The sequence below is a fragment of the Magnetospirillum sp. XM-1 genome, from assembly GCF_001511835.1.
Classification (GTDB): domain Bacteria; phylum Pseudomonadota; class Alphaproteobacteria; order Rhodospirillales; family Magnetospirillaceae; genus Phaeospirillum.
In genome coordinates, this window is record NZ_LN997848.1 from 2900486 (window position 1) to 2919359 (window position 18874).

An 18874-nucleotide genomic window follows, 5' to 3' on the forward strand; every position below is an offset into this window, starting at 1 on the left:
CGGCTTCGTTGCAGTCAGGCCAAATTTTCCGCCGTCACCCTCGGGCTTGACCCGAGGGTCAATGGATGGCCGGGTCAAGCCCGGCCATGACGGCTGAATGGCCGCTACATCCCCAGGGTTTCGGTGTCGCGCGACACCAGGATCTTGTCGATGCGCCGCCCATCCATGTCCACCACCTCGAACCGCCAGCCGTCGCGGACGAAGTGGTCGCCGGCCTCGGGGATGGCGCGGAACTGGGACAGTATGAAGCCGGCGGCAGTGGTGTAGTCGCTGCCGCCTTCCATCATCGCCCGGCAGCCCAGCTTCTCGGCGGCCAGGTCCACGGCCATGTCGCCGTCCACCAGCCATGATCCGTCCTCGCGCTCGGTGATGACGCCCTGGTACTCCTCGCCGTGCTCGGACAGGGTGCCGAGGATGGAGCCCAGGATGTCGGCGGCGGTGACGATGCCTTCGACGCCGCCGTACTCGTCCACCACCAGGGCCATGTGGATGTCCGATTGCTTCAGCACGTCGAGAACGTGGAGCGCCGGGGCGTTGTCGTGGACCACGGCCAGCGGCCTGACCGCCGCCGCCACGTCGAGGGGGCCGCCGTCCAGCGCGGCATCCAGCAGGTCCTTGGCCTGGACCACGCCCTGGGTCTCGTCGATGCCGCCGCGACAGACCGGCAGGCGCGAATGGCGGCAATGGCGCAGCGTCCTCATGATCTCGTCGGCTTCCCAGTCGAGGTCGATCCACACCATGTCGGCTCTGGGCGTCATGATGGCGCGCACCCGGCGGTCGCCGAAGCGCATGACGCCGGCCATCATCTCCTCTTCCTCGGGCTCGAAGACGCCGCTTTCGGTGCCTTCGGCGATCATGGCGCGGACCTCCTCCTCGGTGACCGTCTGGTCGTCGGACCTGCGGATGCCCAGGATGCGGATCAGGGCGTGGCTGGAACCCTCCAGCAGCCAGACCAGCGGCGAGGTCAGGCGTGCCACTGTGGCCATGGGGCGCGCCACCTTCTCCGCGATGCCCTCGGGATCGGCCAGGGCGATGTGCTTGGGCACCAGTTCGCCGACGATCAGCGAGGCGTAGGTGATGGCGCCTACCACCAGGGCGATGGCGATGCCCGGCGCGAACGCCGCCGCTACGGGGAAGTGGGCGGCGATGGCGCTTCCCAGCTGCTCGGCCAGGGTGGCCCCGGAATAGGCGCCGGCCAGCACGCCCACCAGGGTGATGCCGATCTGTACCGAGGACAGGAAGCGGGTGGGATTGTCGGCCAGGCGCAGGGCGGCCTCGGCTCCCTTGCTGCCCTCGGCGGCGCGTGCCGCCAGCCGGGCGCGTCGGGCCGAGACGATGGCCAGCTCGGACATGGCGAACCAGCCGTTGAGGCAGACCAGGGCGATGATCACGGTGATTTCGAAGATGAGGCGCATGGGGGAATGATGACCGATTCTTTCCGTGGGGCAACCATGCTTTCGCCACAAAGCAGGGCCACCCTGACCATGTCCGAATATACCCCTATGCTTTTGCGGGTAAGGGTAGGCAAAGGATTTTGTTAAGAACCATTCGCTAGAGTGGTGTTGATAGGAAGCAGGCGAAAGGATGACGCCATGTGGTCTTCCGTCTCCGCTACAACCTTGTCGGGCCGAAAGCCCCCGAAGCGCATGCCGATTTCTGAGGCGTGCATGACTGGTTTGCGGAAATTCTCGCGCTCGCCTGATGAATTCCGCCGAAGCGATCCAAACATAAGGAATTGATCCGTTAGACCCTCTTCGATGGAGTGACGATATGCCCAGCAATGACGATATCTTCACCCGGTACTCGCGAGCCTACGAGGGTCGCAAGGACGTGGAACTCAGCCTTCTGGAGTATCTCGAGGGCTGCCGCGACGACCCCATGATGTACGCCTCGGCGGCCGAGCGGATGATTGCCGCCATCGGCGAGCCCGAGGTGATCGACACCGCCAAGGACGCCCGGCTGTCCCGCGTCTTCATGAACCGCACCATCAAGGTCTACCCCGCCTTCTCGGAATTCTACGGGATGGAGGAGACCATCGAGCGCATCGTCGGCTACTTCCGCCATGCGGCGCAGGGGCTGGAGGAGCGTAAGCAGATCCTCTACCTGCTGGGCCCGGTGGGCGGCGGCAAGTCGTCGCTGGCCGAGAAGCTGAAGGCGCTGATGGAGGTCTATCCCATCTACGTGCTGAAGGCTGGCAAGGAGGTCAGCCCCCTGTTCGAAAGCCCGCTGGGGCTGTTCGACCCCGAAGGCATGGGGACGGTCCTGCTGGACAAGTACGGCATTCCCCGCCGCCGGCTGCCCGGGCTGATGAGCCCCTGGGCGGTCAAAAGGCTGGAGGAATTCGGCGGCGACATCTCCAAGTTCAAGGTCGCCAAGATCTATCCCTCGCGCTTAAAGCAGATCGCCGTCTCCAAGGCCGAGCCGGGCGACGAGAACAACCAGGACATCTCGACCCTGGTGGGCAAGGTGGACATCCGCAAGCTGGAAATGTTCAGCCAGAACGACCCCGACGCCTATTCCTTCTCGGGCGGGCTCAACCGCTGCACCCAGGGCCTCCTCGAATTCGTCGAGATGTTCAAGGCCCCCATCAAGATGCTGCACCCCCTGCTTACCGCGACGCAGGAGAGCAACTATATCGGCTCCGAGAACATCGGCGCCATGCCCTTCCTGGGCACCGTGCTGGCCCACTCCAACGAGGCGGAGTGGCAGACCTTCAAGAACAACCGCAACAACGAGGCCTTCATCGACCGCATCTGCGTCATCAAGGTGCCGTATTGCCTCAGGGTCACCGAGGAACTGAAGATCTACGACAAGCTGATCGACACCTCGGAACTGGTGGACGCCCCTTGCGCGCCCGGCACGCTGGAGATGCTGTCGCGCTTCTCGGTGCTGTCGCGCCTGCGCGAGCACGAGAATTCCAACCTCTACTCCAAGATGCGGGTCTATGACGGCGAGAACGTCAAGGAGACCGATCCCAAGGCCAAGCCCATGCAGGAATACAAGGACGCGGCGGGCGTGGACGAGGGCATGGACGGCATCTCGACCCGCTTCGCCTTCAAGGTCCTGTCGTCCACCTACAACTACGACACCCACGAGGTCTCGGCCGATCCGGTGCATCTGATGTACGTGCTGGAACAATCCATCCGGCGCGAGCAATTCCCCGAGGAGGTCGAGAAGAAATACCTGGAGTTCATCAAGGGCGAACTGGCGCCGCGCTATGCCGAGTTCATCGGCAACGAGATCCAGAAGGCCTATCTGGAGAGCTACCACGATTACGGCCAGAACCTGTTCGACCGCTATGTGGACTACGCCGACGCCTGGATCGAGGACCAGGACTTCAAGGACCCCGACACCGGCCAGTTGCTCAACCGCGACCTGCTGAACCAGGAGCTGTCCAAGATCGAGAAGCCCGCTGGCATCGCCAACCCCAAGGACTTCCGCAACGAGGTGGTCAAGTTTGCGCTGCGCTCCCGCGCCGCCAACGGCGGCAAGTCGCCGTCCTGGACCTCCTACGAGAAGATCCGCGAAGTGATCGAGCGCCGCATGTTCAGCCAGGTGGAGGAACTGCTGCCGGTGATCAGCTTCGGGTCCAAGAAGGACTCCGATTCCGAGAAGAAGCACTCGGAATTCGTCGAGCGCATGATGAGCCGCGGCTACACCGAACGCCAGGTCCGCCGGCTGGTGGAATGGTACATGCGGGTGAAGCAGGCGGGATGAGGCAAGGGAGCCCCCACCCCAACCCTCTCCCGGCATAGCCGGGGGAGGGAGGGACCCGCGAAGCGGGGGGGAGGGGGCAATGCCTGGGCGATCGAGGGACTAGAATGATGAACATCATTGACCGGCGCCTCAATCCCAAGGGTAAAAGCCTCGCCAACCGGCAGAGGTTCCTGCGCCGCGCCCGCGCCCAGATCGTCAAGGCGGTGCGCGACGCGTCCGGCTCGCGCTCCATCCAGGACATCGCCAACGGCGAGAAGATCTCCATTCCCGCCGACGGCCTGCGCGAACCCAGCTTTCGCCGCGCCGACGACGGCGGGGTGCGCGATTACGTGGTGCCGGGCAACAAGGACTTCGTCGAGGGCGACCGCATCAAGAAGCCGGACTCCGAAGGCGGCGAGGGCGGCGGCTCGGAGGGCAGCCCCGATGGCGAGGGTCAGGACGATTTCGCCTTCGTGCTCTCCCGCGACGAGTTCCTCGACATCTTCCTCGACGATCTGGAACTGCCCGATCTGGTCAAGAAGAAGCTGAAGCAGACCGAATCCACCACGCCCACCCGGGCGGGCTATTCGGTCACCGGCTCGCCGGCCAATCTCAACGTGGTGCGCACCATGCGCAACTCGCTGTCGCGCCGCATCGCGCTGAACCGGCCAAAGCCCGCCGAGCTGAAGGAACTGGAGGACGAGATCAAGGCGCTGGAGGAATCGGGCGCCGACCCCGAACGCCTGTCCCAACTGCGGGTCGAATTCGACCGGCTGGTGGCCAAGTCCCGGCGCATTCCCTACATCGACCCCCTGGACGTGCGCTATTCCCGCTTCGAGCATGTCCCTAAGCCGGTGACCCAGGCGGTGATGTTCTGCCTGATGGACGTGTCGGGCTCCATGACCGAGCACATGAAGGACCTGGCCAAGCGCTTCTTCATGCTGCTCTACCTGTTCCTGACCCGGCGCTACCGCAACGTGGACGTGGTCTTCATCCGCCACACCCACGAGGCCGAGGAGGTGGACGAGGACACCTTCTTCTATTCCACCGAGACCGGCGGCACCGTGGTGTCCACCGCGCTGGAGGAAATGCACAAGGTGATCGCCGACCGCTATTCGCCGGCCGACTGGAACATCTATTGCGCCCAGGCCTCCGACGGCGACAACACCTCGTCGGACAACGCCAAGACCGCCGGGTTGCTGGAAGAAGCCATCCTGCCCGCCACCCAGTACTTCGCCTATATCGAGGTGGGCGCCGAGTACAAGGACTGGCTGGGGCGCGATTCCGACCTGTGGCGCACCTACAAGGAGGTGGCCAAGACCGCCGACAACTTCGCCATGCGCCGGGTGCGGGTGAGGAGCCAGATCTTCCCGGTGTTCCGTGACCTGTTTTCCAAGGAACGGGGCGACAACGCCGCCTGGTCGGGCGGGGAGGAGGCCGAATCATGAGCGATTCCTCCCAGCTTCTGTTCACCGGCGCCGATTGGGATTTCGAGAAGGTCAGCCGGGCCTACGACGCCATCGAAAAGATCGCCAAGGGCGAGATGGGTCTGGTCACCTATCCCAACCAGATCGAGGTGATCACCGCCGAGCAGATGCTCGACGCCTATTCCTCCATCGGCATGCCCCTGATGTACAAGCACTGGTCGTTCGGCAAGCATTTCGCCCGCGACGAGACCCTCTACCGCAAGGGCATGCGCGGCCTAGCCTACGAGATCGTCATCAATTCCAGCCCCTGCATCAGCTACATCATGGAAGAGAATTCCATGGCCATGCAGACCCTGGTCATCGCCCACGCCGCCTTCGGCCACAACCACTTCTTCGCCAACAACACCTTGTTCAAGCAGTGGACCGACGCGCGCGGCATCCTCGACTACATGGAATTCGCCAAGAGCTACATCGCCAAGTGCGAGGAGCGCCACGGCCATGCGGCGGTGGAGCGCGTGCTGGACGCCGCCCACGCCCTGATGAGCCACGGGGTGCATAAATACCCCAGGAAGCGCACCCCCGACCTGCGCGACGAGGAAAAGCGGGCCGCCGAGCGCCGCGCCTATCAGGAGCAGATGTTCAACGACCTGTGGCGGACGGTCCCTAAGAAGGCGGCGGCCAAGATGGGCTCGCAGGAACTGGCCGAGCGCAAGCGGCGCTTAGGGTTGCCCGAGGAGAACATCCTCTATTTCCTGGAGAAGCTGGCGCCCAGGCTGGCCGACTGGCAGCGCGAGATCATCCGCATCGTGCGCAAGATCAGCCAGTACTTCTATCCCCAGAAGCAGACCAAGATGATGAACGAGGGCTGCGCCACCTTCACCCACTACACCATCGTCAACCGGCTGCACGAGATGGGCATGCTGTCCGACGGGGCCATGCTGGAAATCCTGCATTCCCACACATCGGTGGTGTTCCAGCCCGATTTCGACGACCGGCGCTATTCCGGCATCAACCCTTATGCGCTGGGCTTCGCCATGATGAACGACATCAAGCGCATGTGCGAGGAGCCCACCGAGGAGGATCGCGTCTGGTTCCCCGAATTCGCCGGCAACGGCGATGCCTACGGCACGCTGCGCCAAGCCTGGGCCGATTACCGCGATGAAAGCTTCATCCTGCAATACCTGTCGCCGGCCCTGATCCGCAAGTTGCGGTTGTTCAAGATCCACGACGAATCCGATAGCCCCCACATGGAGGTGGCGGCCATCCACAACGAGCGCGGCTACCGCGAGGTGAGGAAGGCGCTGGCGCGCAATTACGACATCGCCCATCTGGAGCCCGATATCCAGATCGTCGACGTGGACCTGGCCGGCGACCGCCGTCTGATCCTGCATCACTTCGTCGAGAACGGGCTGATGCTCGACGAGACCGAGACCATCCGGGTGTTGCGCCACATCGCCAATCTGTGGGGCTACGAGGTGCGGCTGCTGGAGATCGAATCCGGCACTGACGTGGTGTTGAAGACCTACGAGGACGTGGCGCCGGTGGCCGAGCTATAGGCGCGCCTTCCTCTCCGCCATCACCGCCAGGATATCGGCGACCCGGCGCAGCGCGGGCCGCCAGGACCCTGATCCATCGGCACGCAGCACCCGCACCGATGGATACCAGGGGCTGTCTTCCCGCTCCATCGGCCAGTGCCAGTCGAAGCCTTGGGGGGCCAGGGCGATGACCGGCTTGCCCAAGGAAGCGGCCAGATGAAGCTGGACGGTGTCGTTGCCCACCACCACGTCGAGCCCTGCGATCAACGCCGCCATTTCCGCCAGATCGGCCGGCTGCGGAATAGGGCATTCCACCAGGGCGTCGGCCCCGTCCACTGCGATGCGGCCCAGATCGTCGTCATCGGCCAGGGCGACCAAGGCGATGGCCGGATCAGCTCCCAGGTTCAGCATCTCGCCCAACGGGCAACTCCGCCCCGCCTTGCGGCCGCCCCAGGTCAGCCCCACCCGCAAGCGGTTGTCGCGCAGCGCGCGCCGGCCGCGACCGGCCACCAGATAGCCGGCCGAGCCAGAGGGGGAGGGCGCATCGCTTGCCGCCAGCAGGCCGGGAAGGGCCGTCAGGCTGGTGCGCAGCGAACACGATGGTAGTGGCTCGTCCTCGCCCACCGTCTGCTCGATGCCGGGCAACTCGGCCAGCAGAGGGGCAAGCTCGTCGGGACAGGCGATGGTGACCAGCGCCCCCCTGGCCGCCAGAAGGGGAAGGTAGCGGGCCAGCAGCAGGGAATCGGAGAGGTCGCCCGCCGCCTCCACCAGCAGGGGGGTGGCGATGATCTCGCCTCCGTCCCATTGCGGCAGGTCCGGCGCCCGGCTGGGCGGCGCGGGCCGGTGGGCCAGCAGGGCCAGACCCTTGTCCAGCTTGCCGGCGCCCAGCAGAATCTGGCCAAGCATCCACTCCAGGCCAGGAGGGCGCGACTCCAGCGACAGCACCCGCCGGATCAGGGCTTCCGCCTCGTCCAGGCGTCCCTGGTCGCGGCGCAGCTTGGCGAGGTTGTAGAGCAGGTCCGCGTTCTCCCGGTCGACGGCGAGGGCTTCACCCAGCAGCGCATCGGTTTCGCCAAGCCGTCCGGCCTGCCTCAGGACGCCGGCCAAGTTGCTTATGATCGCCGGATGGCCGGTCCGGCCCAGGGCGCGGGTCAGGCTGGCGACGGCGGCGTCGCCCTTGCCCGCCATGTGCTGCATGACCGCCAGATTGGCGTTGGCCATGGCGCAGAAGGGATCGATGGCCAGGGCCTCGCCGTACAGGCGGGCGGCTTCATTCACCCGTCCCGCCGCCTGCAGGGCGGGGCCGGGGGCGGCGGTTTGCGTCGCCCGCTCCGCCTCGGCCCCGACCAGCGTGGGCGAGGGCGGCAAGGCGGGCGGTCCGTAATGGGCATGGGGGGCGATGCCGGCGGCCAGGGCCAGGACCGGCCCGGGGCTGCCGTCGAAGGGGATCGGGGAGCCGCACGCCACCTCCTCGGCAAAGCGCCACAGCCCGTATCCCGCCTGGGCGAGGCCGTCGGCGGCGGCCGATCCGTTCCGATGCTTGAAGACGACGATAGCGGCGCGGCCGGCGAGGCCGCTGACCACGGACTCTTCCCAGCCGGCCTGTCCCAGCCGCACGATGACCCGGCACCGGGCCAGATGCGGCCGTTCGTCCAGCAGGGCGGCCAGCGGACGCACCGGCGTGGCGGCCGGAACCCAGTCGGGCAGGGCGAAGACCCGCGCGCCGCCCTTCGGCTCACGCGACGCCAGGACCCGGCCCTCCCCGGCGCCGGCGGCGGCGGCGATCACCTCCACCTGATCCTCCAGCCCGGCGACGGCGAGGCTGTCGCGCAGGATATCGGCATCGGCCCGCGACGGCTCCAGGGCGATCACCAGCAGGTCCGGGCAATGGTCCAGGGCCCCGAAGACGTGATCACCGCTGCCGGCTCCCACCTCCAGCAGCAGATCGCCGGGGGCGAGGTGGGCGGCCAGGAACGCCTCCATGGCGGCGCCGGTTCCCATGGCGCGGCGGCGCTGCTGCTCATGCCGCTCGGCGGCGAGCTGGGCCAGCATCTCCATGCGCCGCCGGGCCTCGGCCAAGGGGGCGTCCCACCGGCCCGGCATGGGCTGGCGCAGCAGGCATAGGCCGGGATACCAGGGGGAATCGTCGCGGCCCTGCAGCCAGCGTTGATGGGCGGCATGGGGCAGCAGCAGCAGGACCGGCTTGCCCATGGCGGCGGCCAGATGGGCGGCGGGGCCGTCGGTGGCGATCACCAGATCCATCTCGGCGATGCGCCCGGCCAGATCGGCGAAATCGGTGACGGTCGGGGACAGGTCGGTGATCAGGCCGGGGTCGGCCCGTTCGCGTGCCTCGGCCGCCCGTGGCCCGGTCTCGAGCGAGAACAGCAATGTCCCCGGCACGGTAGCCAGATCGAGCACGCGTCCGAAATCCAGGTCATCGGCCGGGCGCTCTGCGGCCCAGGCGATGCCGACCTTGACCAGGGTGGAGGCCGGGACACGGATGCGGCGGATGCGGCCCGGCGGGGCGGTCAGATAGGGGGCGGCGGGAATGGAATCCGGCCCGACCCGCAGCAGCCAGGGCAGGTCCTCCAGGGAGGCGACATAATCGGCGGTGACGTCTTCGGGCAGGGGAGGCCCGAGCCGCAGGGTCCGCGCCACGCCGCCCATGGTCTCCAGAAGCGGGGCCAGTTCGGGCTGGACCAGCAAGGTGATGCTTGCGCCCCGTCCGGCCAGGACGGGAATGAAGCGGGCCATCATCAAGGTATCGGACAGCCCCGATTCCGCATACAGCAGCAGGCTGGCTCCCTCCAGGTCCTGGCCTTCCCATGGATGGGCGGGCAGGGGCGGACGGGGGGCGCCGGGCAGCCGGTGGCGCCACTGGGCGTTTTCCCACGATTGCGTCAGGCGGAAATTCAGCATCAGCAGCCGGGCCTGGGCGAGGCGGGCCGGCGCATCCTCGTCGTCCAGGACCAGGGCGTGGGCGATGGGGGCGGCGGCCTCGTCGACCCGCCCCAGATCCATCAGGGTCTCGGCCAGTCCCACCCGGTGCCCCGGTTGTTCGGGCTCTAAGATGATGGCGGCGTGGAAGGCGTCGAGCGCCGCCTCGCCCTCGCCCCGGCGGGCCAGCACCCGGCCCAGCGCCGCCCAGGCCGGACCGTGCCCCCGATTGAGGCGAAGGGCGCGGCGCAAGGTGGCCTCGGCCCCGGCCAGGCGCCCCTCGTCGGCCAGCAGGCGGGCCAGGCCGCACCACACGGCGACGGAATCGGGGCGTTCCATCAGCAGGATATCGATGATGGCGTGGGATTCGTCGGGCTGGTTGAGCTGGCGCAACGCTTCGGCCAGTTCCAGGCGGCAGCCCAGGTGTTGGCGGTCCATCTCCAGCAGTTCCAGGCAGAAGCGCAGCGCGTCGCGCGGCCGTCCGGCCAGCCTGGAGGTTTCGGCGGCGGCAAGGCGCGCCTCGGAATGGCTGGGGTCGAGTTCGATGATGCGGCGATAGGCTTCCAGCGCCGGGTCCATGTCGCCGTAGCGCCTGGCGACACTGGCTTCCTGCCATAGCGTATCGATGACCGCCGAGTGCTCGGAGAGGTCGGCGAATTCCAGATCGAGGTCTTCGATTTCGCTCATGGGCCAAGTCAAACCCGGCCAGGAGCGCGAATCAAGGGCTATTCCGCCGCCCGCCTGCCGTCTTTTGGTGATGCGAGGCGTTGCAGCATCTCGGCCATCTCGGCCCGGACTTCGGCGGCGGCCTTCAGCTTGATGGGGCCGAACCCACGGATGCGTCGCGGTGCCGAGGCGATCTCCACCGCCAGATCATGGGTGTCGGCGGCCAGATGGGCCAGGATGGTCTCGACCGCGCTCTCGAACTCGGCGATCAGGTGGCGTTCCAGCTTGCGCTCCGCGCTGCCGCCGAACGGGTCCAGCGCCGTGCCACGCAATCCCTTGAGGCGGGCGAGCAGCGGCATCAGGCGCAGCACCCAGGGGCCGAAGCGGCGCTTTTCAGCTCCCATGAAGGGCGGGGCCAGATGGATTTCCAGACGCTTCCAATCCTCGAACTGCTCCTTGAGCGAGGTGGTGAAGGCCGGGTCGGAATAGAGCCGGGCCACCTCGTACTCGTCCTTGTAGCTCATCAGCTTGGCTGCCGAGCGGGCCACCGCCTCGGTCAGGCTCTCCATGCCGGGCAGGACGGCGTTTTCCGCCGCCCTGACCCGGTCCACCAGGGCGCGGTAGCGGGACGCCCAGGCGGCGTTCTGGTAGCCGGTAAGATGGGCCACCCGGCGTTCGATGAGTTCGTCCAGGGTCTCGGACAGGCGGCGATGGTCGTTGCCGCCTACCGGCGGCGCGGCCATGCGCTCCACCGCGCCCAAGTCATGGGCGGCGAGGCGGCCCCAGCGGAAGGCCTGGACGTTGAAGTCCACCATGGCGCCGTTCAGCTCGACGGCGCGCAGGATGGAATCCTCGGACAGGGGGATGCGGCCCTTCTGCCAGGCATAGCCCACCAGGAACATGTTGGTGGCCAGCGCGTCGCCCAGCAGGGTGGTGGCCAGCCGGGTCGCCTCGACGAATTCGGATTCGCCGCCCACCTGATCCCTGATGGTGTCCTCCATGCTCCGCGCCGGGAAGTCCAGATCGGGGGCGTGGGTGAAGGTGGCGGGCATGGATTCGTGGCGGTTGACCACGGCGAAGGATTTGCCGGGCTTCAGCTTGGCCAGGGTGTCGAAGCCGGCCGCCACCACCATGTCGCAGGCGAGCAGCAGGCGGGCCTGGCCGGCGGCGATGCGCACGGCGTGCAGGCGGGCGGGATCGTCGCAGATGCGCACATGGCTCATCACCGCGCCGTTCTTCTGGGCCAGTCCGGTCTGGTCCAGCGAGGTGACGCCCTTGCCTTCCAGATGGGCGGCCATGCCCAGGACCTCGGCCACCGTCACCACGCCGGTGCCGCCGATGCCGGTGACGATGATGCCGTAGGGTTCGGCGGCGCCGGGTAGAGCGGGGGCGGGCAGGGAGGTGAGGTCGGCCTCGCCCCGGCCGGTCAGCCGGCGGATATGGGCGCCCTTGACCGAGACGAAGCTGGGGCAGAAGCCCTTGACGCAGGAAAAGTCCTTGTTGCACGACGACTGGTCGATGGCGCGCTTTCTGCCCCATTCGGTCTCGACCGGGATCACGGCGACGCAATTGCTTTGCACGCCGCAATCGCCGCAGCCCTCGCAGACCTTCTCGTTGATGAAGATGCGCTCGTCGGGGTCGGGCATCAGGCCGCGCTTACGACGGCGGCGCTTCTCGGCGGCGCAGGTCTGGTCGTAGATCAGCACGCTGACGCCCTGTTCCTCGCGCAAGCTCCGCTGCAAGGCATCCAGGGTGTCGCGGTGGTGGATGGTGGTACCCGAGGGGAAGCTGCCGGCCGGGTATTTGTCGGGATCGTCGGAGACCACGGCGATGCGCTTGACGCCCTCGGCGCGGACCTGGGCGGCCATGGCGGCCACCGAGAAGGCGGATTCGGCCGGTTGGCCGCCGGTCATGGCCACGGCGTCGTTGTAGAGGATCTTGTAGGTGATGTTGACCTTGGCGGCCAGCGCGGCGCGGATGGCCAGCGAGCCGGAATGGGTGTAGGTGCCGTCGCCTAAGTTCTGGAACATGTGGGTGCGCGACGTGAAGGGGGCCTGGCCGATCCAGGTGGCGCCCTCGCCGCCCATATGGGTGTAGGTCAGGGTCTCGCGGTCCATCCAGGTGGCCATGAAATGGCAGCCGATGCCGGCCATGGCCTGGCTGCCCTCGGGGATGTTGGTGGACGTGTTGTGGGGGCAGCCGGCGCAGAAATAGGGAATGCGGGTGAAGCCCTGGGGGATGGCGGCCAGGCGCCGCTCCTTGTCGGCCAGGAAGTCCAGGCGCTCCTTGACCCGGAGCGAGGTGTAGAAGCGGCCGATGCGGCCCGCGATGACCCGGGCGATCATGGCCGGGGTCAGCTCGCCATAGGGCGGCAGGGCCCAGGCGCCGCTCTCGTCGTGTTCGCCCACCACGCGGGGGCGGACGTCTTCGCGCCAGTTGTAGAGCTGGGCCTTGAGCTGCTCCTCGATGATTGCGCGCTTTTCCTCCACCACCAGGATCTCGTCCAGCCCCTCGGCGAAGGCGCGGATGCCGCTGGGCTCCAAGGGCCAGCTCATGCCCACCTTGTAGAGGCGGATGCCGATCTCGGCGGCGTGGCGCTCGTCGATGCCAAGATCCGCCAGGGCTTGCATGACGTCCAAATACGACTTGCCGGTGGTGACGATGCCGAAGCGGGGCGAAGGCGAATCGATGATCGTGCGGTCGATGCGGTTGGCCTTGGCGAAGGCCAGGGCCGCCGGAATGCGCTGCGCCATCAGCCGGTGTTCCTGTTCCAGGAACTTGTCGGGCCAGCGGATGTTGAGGCCGCCCTGCGGCATCTTGAAATCGTCGGGCGTGACGAACACCTGGCGCCAGGGATCGATGGTCACCGAGGCCGAGCTTTCCACCGTCTCGGAAATGGCCTTCATGCCCACCCACAGACCGGAAAAGCGCGACAGCGCCCAGCCGAACAGGCCGAAATCCACCACCTCCTGCACGCCCGCCGGATTGAGTACCGGCATCTGGGCGGCCATGAAGACGTGCTCGCTTTGATGGGCCAGCGTCGAGGACTTGGCGCCGTGGTCGTCGCCGGCCAGCACCAATACGCCGCCATGGAGGGCGGCGCCGGCGGAATTGGCGTGCTTGAAGACGTCGACGCTGCGGTCCAGCCCGGGGCCCTTGCCGTACCACATGGCGAAGACGCCGTCATGGGTGGGGCCCTTGAACAGGCCGATCTGCTGGGTGCCCCAGATGGCGGTGGCGGCCAGATCCTCGTTGAGGCCGGGCTGGAAGCGCACGGCGTGGCGCTCCAGATGGGCCGCCGCCCGCCACAATTCCTTGTCGAGGCCGCCGAGCGGCGATCCACGGTAGCCGGACACGAAGCCGCCGGTATTGAGCCCGGCGGCCCGGTCGCGCAGATGCTGCAGCATGGGCAGCTTGACCAGCGCCTGGATGCCCGACAGGTAAACGCGGCCCTGCTGCTGCAGGTACTTGTCGTCCAAGGTGACGGCGGTGGCGACGGTCATGGCGGTGGCCTCGAAGCGACCCTATGGCTTGAAGGTAATGACCGAGCCTTGCGGTGGAAAGAGCCGGGGCGAAAATAGCAATGAACGCAATGCGGCCGGGCCTGGGCGGCAAGGAAATTGCGGTTCCATGACGAAATACGGGGGATGATTTCCGCCCCCGATCAAGCTATATGGAAGCGCTTGTGCTTGAAGGGTTCCCGGGATGACGATCCTTGTTACCGGCGCTGCCGGATTTATCGGTTATCACACCTCTCTGCGCCTGCTGGCCCGTGGCGAGCGGGTGCTCGGCGTCGATTGCATCAGCCCCTATTACGACGTCAGGCTGAAGCATACCCGCCTGGACCATCTGCGCCGGCACGAGGGCTTCTCGTTCGTGCAGGCCGACATCGCCGACCGGGCCGCCATGGAAGAGGTGGCGCGGACCCATTCCGAGGTGACCGCCTACATCAATCTGGCCGCCCAGGCCGGCGTGCGTCATTCGCTGACCGCCCCCTTCGACTACACCCATTCCAACATCGAAGGGCATCTGGTGATGCTGGAGATGGCGCGCGCCAATCCGAAGTGCCGCCACTTCGTCTACGCCAGTTCGTCCTCGGTCTACGGCGCCAACACCAAGCTGCCGTTCTCGGTCGAGGACCGGGTGGATGCCCCCATCTCGCTCTATGCCGCCTCCAAGCGGTCGGGCGAGCTGATGAGCCATTCCTATAGCCATCTGTTCCGCATCCCCACCACCGGACTGCGCTTCTTCACCGTCTACGGCCCCTGGGGCCGCCCCGACATGGCCGCCTATCTGTTCGCCGACGCCATCGTCGCCGGCCAGCCCATCAAGGTCTTCAACAACGGCGACATGCGCCGTGACTTCACCTATATCGACGACATCGTCTCTGGCGTGGTCGGCGTGCTGGACAATCCGCCGGCCGACGACGGCAAGACTCCGCCCTGCCGCCTGTACAACATCGGCAACAACAATTCCGAACGGCTGATGGATTTCATCGGCCTGGTGGAAAGCTCGCTGGGCAGGAAGGCGACCTATGATTTCCACCCCATGCAGCCGGGGGACGTCAAGGAGACTTACGCCGACATCTCGGCCATTCAGCGCGATGTGGGCTTCGCGCCCACCACGCCCATCAGCGTCGGCGTTCCCAACTTCATCGCCTGGTACAAGCAGTACCACGGGCTGTAGCCCTTTCTGAGGGGTGGGGCTGGTCAAAAGCCCCTTTCATTCCAATCTATATGCAAGTTGACATGCATTTCGCCGGCGGCAGGTATTCGCCGGCGACCATGCCTGTTGATTCCGTGCCCTAAAATGAGATCCGCAAATATGGCGACAATAATCGGCAAAGTTTGTTTCTTGGAGGCGTAGGTAATTTTAGGTATATTCGATGCGGGAAGTGACTATGGGCGGGAGGGCAGAATGTCGGCCACCATGGGGAGCGTCTGGCTTCGTCTGGCGCAATCGCTGAAGACCCTTTGGGATGAAGACAAGCCGGCTCCGGCCAATGCCGCCGCCGGCAAGGTTCCCCGCCCGACCGCCCGTTCGTCCGTGGAATCGGCCGCGGAATGGCTCGAGCAGATGCTCGCCCGCGATCCCAGCATCAAGGCCAAGCTGCATGTGATTTCACTGCTCGAATACCGCGAGTCGGTGGGCGAGAAGTGGCCGCGCCTGGCCGACAAGGTGGCGATCATCGTCGAGCAGGTGGTCCGGCGCAACATCGGGCGAGGCAGCACCTTCTGCCGCGACGGCGAGGATTGCTGGATCATGGCCTTTCCCGAACTGAGCCCCGACGACGCAAGGCGGCGCACCATCACCGTGGTCGAGGAGCTGGGCCGCTTCCTCTATGGCCAGCAGCAGGCGAGCGGGCAGGAGCGTCCGGTGGCCCTGGCGGCGGAAGTCGCCGTTTCCGAGGCGGTTGGCCCCGACGGGGAGCTGAACCACGGATGCATCCATTCGGCGGTGGCCGAGGTGAGGGCCAACGTCTCCACCACCGGACTGCCCTATCTGCCCACCCAGGTGGTGAAGACCGGCCCGGCTGCCAACGACCCGCTCCAGGGCTGGGCGGCGCTCGATCGCGGTCCCGACCTGCGCAAGGAGGACATGCAGTGGGAGACCATCGAGGGGACCGGGGTGAAGAAGCCGGCCGCCTATCTCGATCCCAGCATCGTCGGCCCCATTCCGCCCGGCGCGGCCCTGGCGCTGGTCTGGCGCCCGACCTGGGTGGCGGTGGGCGAGGCCATTTCGGCCTATAGCGCCCGGGTGGTCCGCCGCGACCACGACAAGGCCGATCCCGTCGAGGGGTGTTGGGCCTATCCCGAGGGCGACGTGGCGACCGCCATCACGCTCGACCGCTTCGTGGTGAATTCGGCGGTGCGCGACATCCGCAACGCGGCGCGCAATGCCCAGGAGGGCGTGCCGCAGCCTTCGGTGATCCTGCCGCTGTCGTGGCAATCCTTGGCCTCGGACCAGCGCCAGGGAGTGGTCTTCGCCCTCTCGGACCTGACCCAGGACACACGCAATACCCGGCTGGTGATCGAGATCTTCCACATTCCCGACGGCACCACCACGCCCGAGCTGGAATCGGTGGTGTCTTTCGTCGGCGGGCTGTGCCGCGAGGTTCTGGTCCGGACCCGGCTGTCGTCCCACCGCACCTCGGTGGCCGCCGAGATCGGGGTATCCAAGATCGGCCTCGACCTGTCCGAGCTGCGTCCCGAGGAGAAGATGGACGACGAGCAATTGCTGGCCGTGCTGGCCCGCATCCAGGAAGAGACGACGCGCGACGGCATCGGCTGCTACCTGTGGAGCGCCCGGCGCAAGCGGGTGGTCGGCAGCGTGGTGCAGGGCGGCTTCGACATGGTCAACGGCCCCGGCCTGATGAAGGACATCCCCCGTCCGGCCATCGTGCTGCCGGCACCCAAGACCAGATTTGCGGCCGCCGAATAGGAGAGCCCTAGTAAGCCCGGTCGATGCAGAAGTCGATGACGTCGATCATCGCCTGCTTCACGGGTGAGTCCGGGAAGATGCCCAGCGCGTCGCGGGCGATCTCGCCGTAATGCCGGGCCCTGGCGATGGTGGCGGCCAAGCTGCCGTGCTTTTCCATCAGCTTGATGGCCCGGCCCAGATCCTCGTCGGTCTGTTCCAGGTCCTCGAGGCAGCGGCGCCAGAAGGCGCGCTCTTCTTCGTCGCCCCGGCGGAAGGCCAGGATGACCGGCAGGGTGATCTTGCCCTCGCGGAAATCGTCGCCCACCGTCTTGCCCAGCACCGCCTGCTTGGCGGAGTAGTCCAGCACGTCGTCGATCAGCTGGAAGGCGATGCCTAAGTTCAGGCCATAGGATTCCAGCGCCTCTTCCTCGACCTTGGGGCGGTCGGCCACCACCGCGCCGATGCGGCAGGCGGCGGCGAACAGGGCGGCGGTCTTGGAGCGGATGACCTCGAGATACGAATCCTCGCTGGTTTCGGTGTCGTTGGCGGTGATCAGCTGCAGCACCTCGCCCTCGGCGATGACCGAGGAGGCGCGCGACAGAATGGCCAGTACCGACAGCGACCCGTCCTCGACCATCAGCTCGAACGAGCGGGAGAACAGGAAATCGCCCACCAGCACGCTGGGCTTGTTGCCGAACAGGGCGTTGGCCGAGGCCTGCCCGCGGCGCAGGTCGGACTCGTCGACCACGTCGTCGTGCAGCAGGGTGGCGGTGTGAATGAACTCGACGCAGGCGGCCAGCTTGATGTGGCGGTCGCCGGTATGGCCGGCCAGCTTGGCCGAGGCCAGCGTCAGGACCGGGCGCAGGCGCTTGCCCCCGGCCGCGATGATGTGCCCGGCCAGTTGGGGAATCAGTTCCACCGGGCTGTGCATGCGGTCGACGATGGCGCGGTTGACCTTCTCCAGGTCGTCCTTGACCAGGGCGACAAGGGCATCGAAGCTCTTCGCCTTCCTACCGCGTTCGTCCTCGAAATTGACCACGATCGCCACGATGCTGAAACTCCTCCCGTGCGGGGCATGCCTACCCGCGCGACGAACATAGTGTTGCCTGGGAAAGCCGGTCAAGCTTACATCGCCTTTTGCGTATGTCTTTCACCCCGATCAAGAGCTTCGACCTCATGGAATCGACCGAGCCGCTGACCGAGGACCGCCTGCTGGACGGCAGGTTGCGCCTGATTCAGCCCCGTGACGGCTACCGCGCCGCCATCGACCCCGTTCTTCTGGCGGCGGCGGTTCCGGCCCGGCCGGCAGACAGCGTGCTCGACCTGGGATGCGGGGTCGGCGCGGCGGCGCTGTGTCTTCTGGCCCGGTGTCCCGAGGTCACGGTGACCGGGCTGGAACTGCAGGAGGGCCTGGCCGAACTGGCGCGGCGCAACGCCGCTCTCAACGCCATGGAGGGGCGGTTCATTCCCTTGGAGGGCGATGCGGCGGCTCCGCCCCCCGGTCTTAGCGGGTTCGACCATGTGCTGACCAACCCGCCGTTCTTCGCGGACGGCAGCGGCACGCCGGCGGCCAATGCGTCTCGCGCCGCCGCCCACCAGGAAGGGGGGCTGGACCTGGCCGGCTGGATCAAGGCGGCGGTGAAGCTGCTGCGCCCCAAGGGCCGCCTTACCCTCATCCACCGGGCCGAGCGTCTGGGGGATATCCTGGTGGCGCTGCGGGGCAGGGGCGTGGGCGATATCTCGATCCTGCCCCTGTGGCCCAAGGCGGACCGGGCGGCCGGACGGGTGATCGTCGGCGCGCGCAAGGGGGTGCGCTCGCCCTTGCGGCTGCTGCCGGGAATCGTGCTGCACGGCGACGACGGGGCCTTCACGCCGCCGGCCCAGGCCATTCTGCGCGGCGGTGCGGCCATCGAGACCCTGGGTGTGGGGGAGGAGAAGACCTGATGTTCGGAAAGTTCCTGCTGACCGTCGCGGTCATCGCCGTCATCTGGTTCGGCTTCCGGTATCTGAGCCGGCTGGCCGAGCTGCGCCGTCGCGACCAGCCCGACACGGTCGCGCCGCCACACCCGCCGGGGGGCGCCGCCGAAGCCGAAACCATGGTGGAATGCCGCATCTGCGGAACCTGGCAGCCGGGGCGGACTGCCCGGTCATGCGGCAGGGCCGACTGCCCGTACTAATCCTTATTGAAATATA

The 18874-nt window shown here is 66.9% G+C and carries 11 protein-coding genes; 7 read left to right on the forward strand and 4 right to left on the reverse strand.

The window, feature by feature from the left end; translation table 11 throughout:
• Positions 1-104: 104 nt before the first annotated feature.
• Positions 105-1415: a hemolysin family protein gene (locus tag XM1_RS13440; RefSeq protein ID WP_068434224.1), complete on the reverse strand. Its 1311-nt coding sequence runs from the start codon at positions 1413-1415 to the stop codon at positions 105-107.
• A 355-nt stretch (positions 1416-1770) separates the two neighbouring features.
• On the opposite strand from XM1_RS13440, the gene XM1_RS13445 reads away from it, so the two are divergent.
• The 3 genes from XM1_RS13445 (at position 1771) to XM1_RS13455 (ending at position 6679) form a co-directional block, all read left to right on the forward strand.
• The gene (locus tag XM1_RS13445) at positions 1771-3717 is read left to right on the forward strand and encodes a PrkA family serine protein kinase (RefSeq protein WP_068434225.1); all 1947 of its coding nucleotides are present in this window, start codon (positions 1771-1773) and stop codon (positions 3715-3717) included.
• A gap of 107 nt (positions 3718-3824) precedes the next feature.
• Positions 3825-5144: a YeaH/YhbH family protein gene (locus XM1_RS13450; protein ID WP_197603129.1), complete on the forward strand. Its 1320-nt coding sequence runs from the start codon at positions 3825-3827 to the stop codon at positions 5142-5144.
• On the forward strand, positions 5141-6679 hold the full coding sequence (locus XM1_RS13455; RefSeq protein WP_068434228.1) for a SpoVR family protein: 1539 nt from the start codon (positions 5141-5143) through the stop codon (positions 6677-6679). The genes XM1_RS13450 and XM1_RS13455 overlap by 4 nt, the downstream gene beginning before the upstream one ends.
• On the opposite strand, the gene XM1_RS13460 is transcribed toward XM1_RS13455, so the two are convergent.
• Positions 6674-10282, reverse strand: coding sequence for a tetratricopeptide repeat protein (locus XM1_RS13460; protein ID WP_068434230.1), 3609 nt, complete (start codon positions 10280-10282; stop codon positions 6674-6676). The genes XM1_RS13455 and XM1_RS13460 overlap by 6 nt on opposite strands.
• Before the next feature lie 38 nt (positions 10283-10320).
• On the reverse strand, positions 10321-13764 hold the full coding sequence (locus XM1_RS13465) for an indolepyruvate ferredoxin oxidoreductase family protein (RefSeq protein ID WP_068434233.1): 3444 nt from the start codon (positions 13762-13764) through the stop codon (positions 10321-10323).
• 202 nt (positions 13765-13966) lie between these two features.
• Here XM1_RS13465 and XM1_RS13470 point away from each other — a divergent pair, with 202 nt between their 5' ends.
• On the forward strand, positions 13967-14947 hold the full coding sequence (locus tag XM1_RS13470) for an NAD-dependent epimerase/dehydratase family protein (RefSeq protein ID WP_068434234.1): 981 nt from the start codon (positions 13967-13969) through the stop codon (positions 14945-14947).
• 231 nt (positions 14948-15178) lie between these two features.
• Positions 15179-16702: a hypothetical protein gene (locus tag XM1_RS13475; protein WP_068434236.1), complete on the forward strand. Its 1524-nt coding sequence runs from the start codon at positions 15179-15181 to the stop codon at positions 16700-16702.
• A 7-nt stretch (positions 16703-16709) separates the two neighbouring features.
• On the opposite strand, the gene XM1_RS13480 is transcribed toward XM1_RS13475, so the two are convergent.
• Positions 16710-17729 carry a polyprenyl synthetase family protein gene (locus tag XM1_RS13480; protein WP_068434238.1) on the reverse strand — a complete coding sequence of 340 codons (1020 nt, stop codon included), beginning with the start codon at positions 17727-17729 and terminating at the stop codon, positions 16710-16712.
• Between the two features lie 128 nt (positions 17730-17857).
• Here XM1_RS13480 and XM1_RS13485 point away from each other — a divergent pair, with 128 nt between their 5' ends.
• Both XM1_RS13485 and XM1_RS13490 read left to right on the forward strand, forming a co-directional pair.
• On the forward strand, positions 17858-18625 hold the full coding sequence (locus tag XM1_RS13485) for a tRNA1(Val) (adenine(37)-N6)-methyltransferase (RefSeq protein ID WP_068437805.1): 768 nt from the start codon (positions 17858-17860) through the stop codon (positions 18623-18625).
• Positions 18625-18858: a hypothetical protein gene (locus XM1_RS13490; protein WP_068434241.1), complete on the forward strand. Its 234-nt coding sequence runs from the start codon at positions 18625-18627 to the stop codon at positions 18856-18858. The genes XM1_RS13485 and XM1_RS13490 overlap by 1 nt, the downstream gene beginning before the upstream one ends.
• Positions 18859-18874: the final 16 nt, after the last annotated feature.

Coding starts and splice junctions, on each gene's coding strand:
- XM1_RS13440 (WP_068434224.1), bottom strand. CDS start 1,415: ATGCGCCTCATCTTCGAAATCACCGTGATCATCGCCCTGGTCTGCCTC.
- XM1_RS13445 (WP_068434225.1), top strand. CDS start 1,771: ATGCCCAGCAATGACGATATCTTCACCCGGTACTCGCGAGCCTACGAG.
- XM1_RS13450 (WP_197603129.1), top strand. CDS start 3,825: ATGAACATCATTGACCGGCGCCTCAATCCCAAGGGTAAAAGCCTCGCC.
- XM1_RS13455 (WP_068434228.1), top strand. CDS start 5,141: ATGAGCGATTCCTCCCAGCTTCTGTTCACCGGCGCCGATTGGGATTTC.
- XM1_RS13460 (WP_068434230.1), bottom strand. CDS start 10,282: ATGAGCGAAATCGAAGACCTCGATCTGGAATTCGCCGACCTCTCCGAG.
- XM1_RS13465 (WP_068434233.1), bottom strand. CDS start 13,764: ATGACCGTCGCCACCGCCGTCACCTTGGACGACAAGTACCTGCAGCAG.
- XM1_RS13470 (WP_068434234.1), top strand. CDS start 13,967: ATGACGATCCTTGTTACCGGCGCTGCCGGATTTATCGGTTATCACACC.
- XM1_RS13475 (WP_068434236.1), top strand. CDS start 15,179: ATGTCGGCCACCATGGGGAGCGTCTGGCTTCGTCTGGCGCAATCGCTG.
- XM1_RS13485 (WP_068437805.1), top strand. CDS start 17,858: ATGGAATCGACCGAGCCGCTGACCGAGGACCGCCTGCTGGACGGCAGG.
- XM1_RS13490 (WP_068434241.1), top strand. CDS start 18,625: ATGTTCGGAAAGTTCCTGCTGACCGTCGCGGTCATCGCCGTCATCTGG.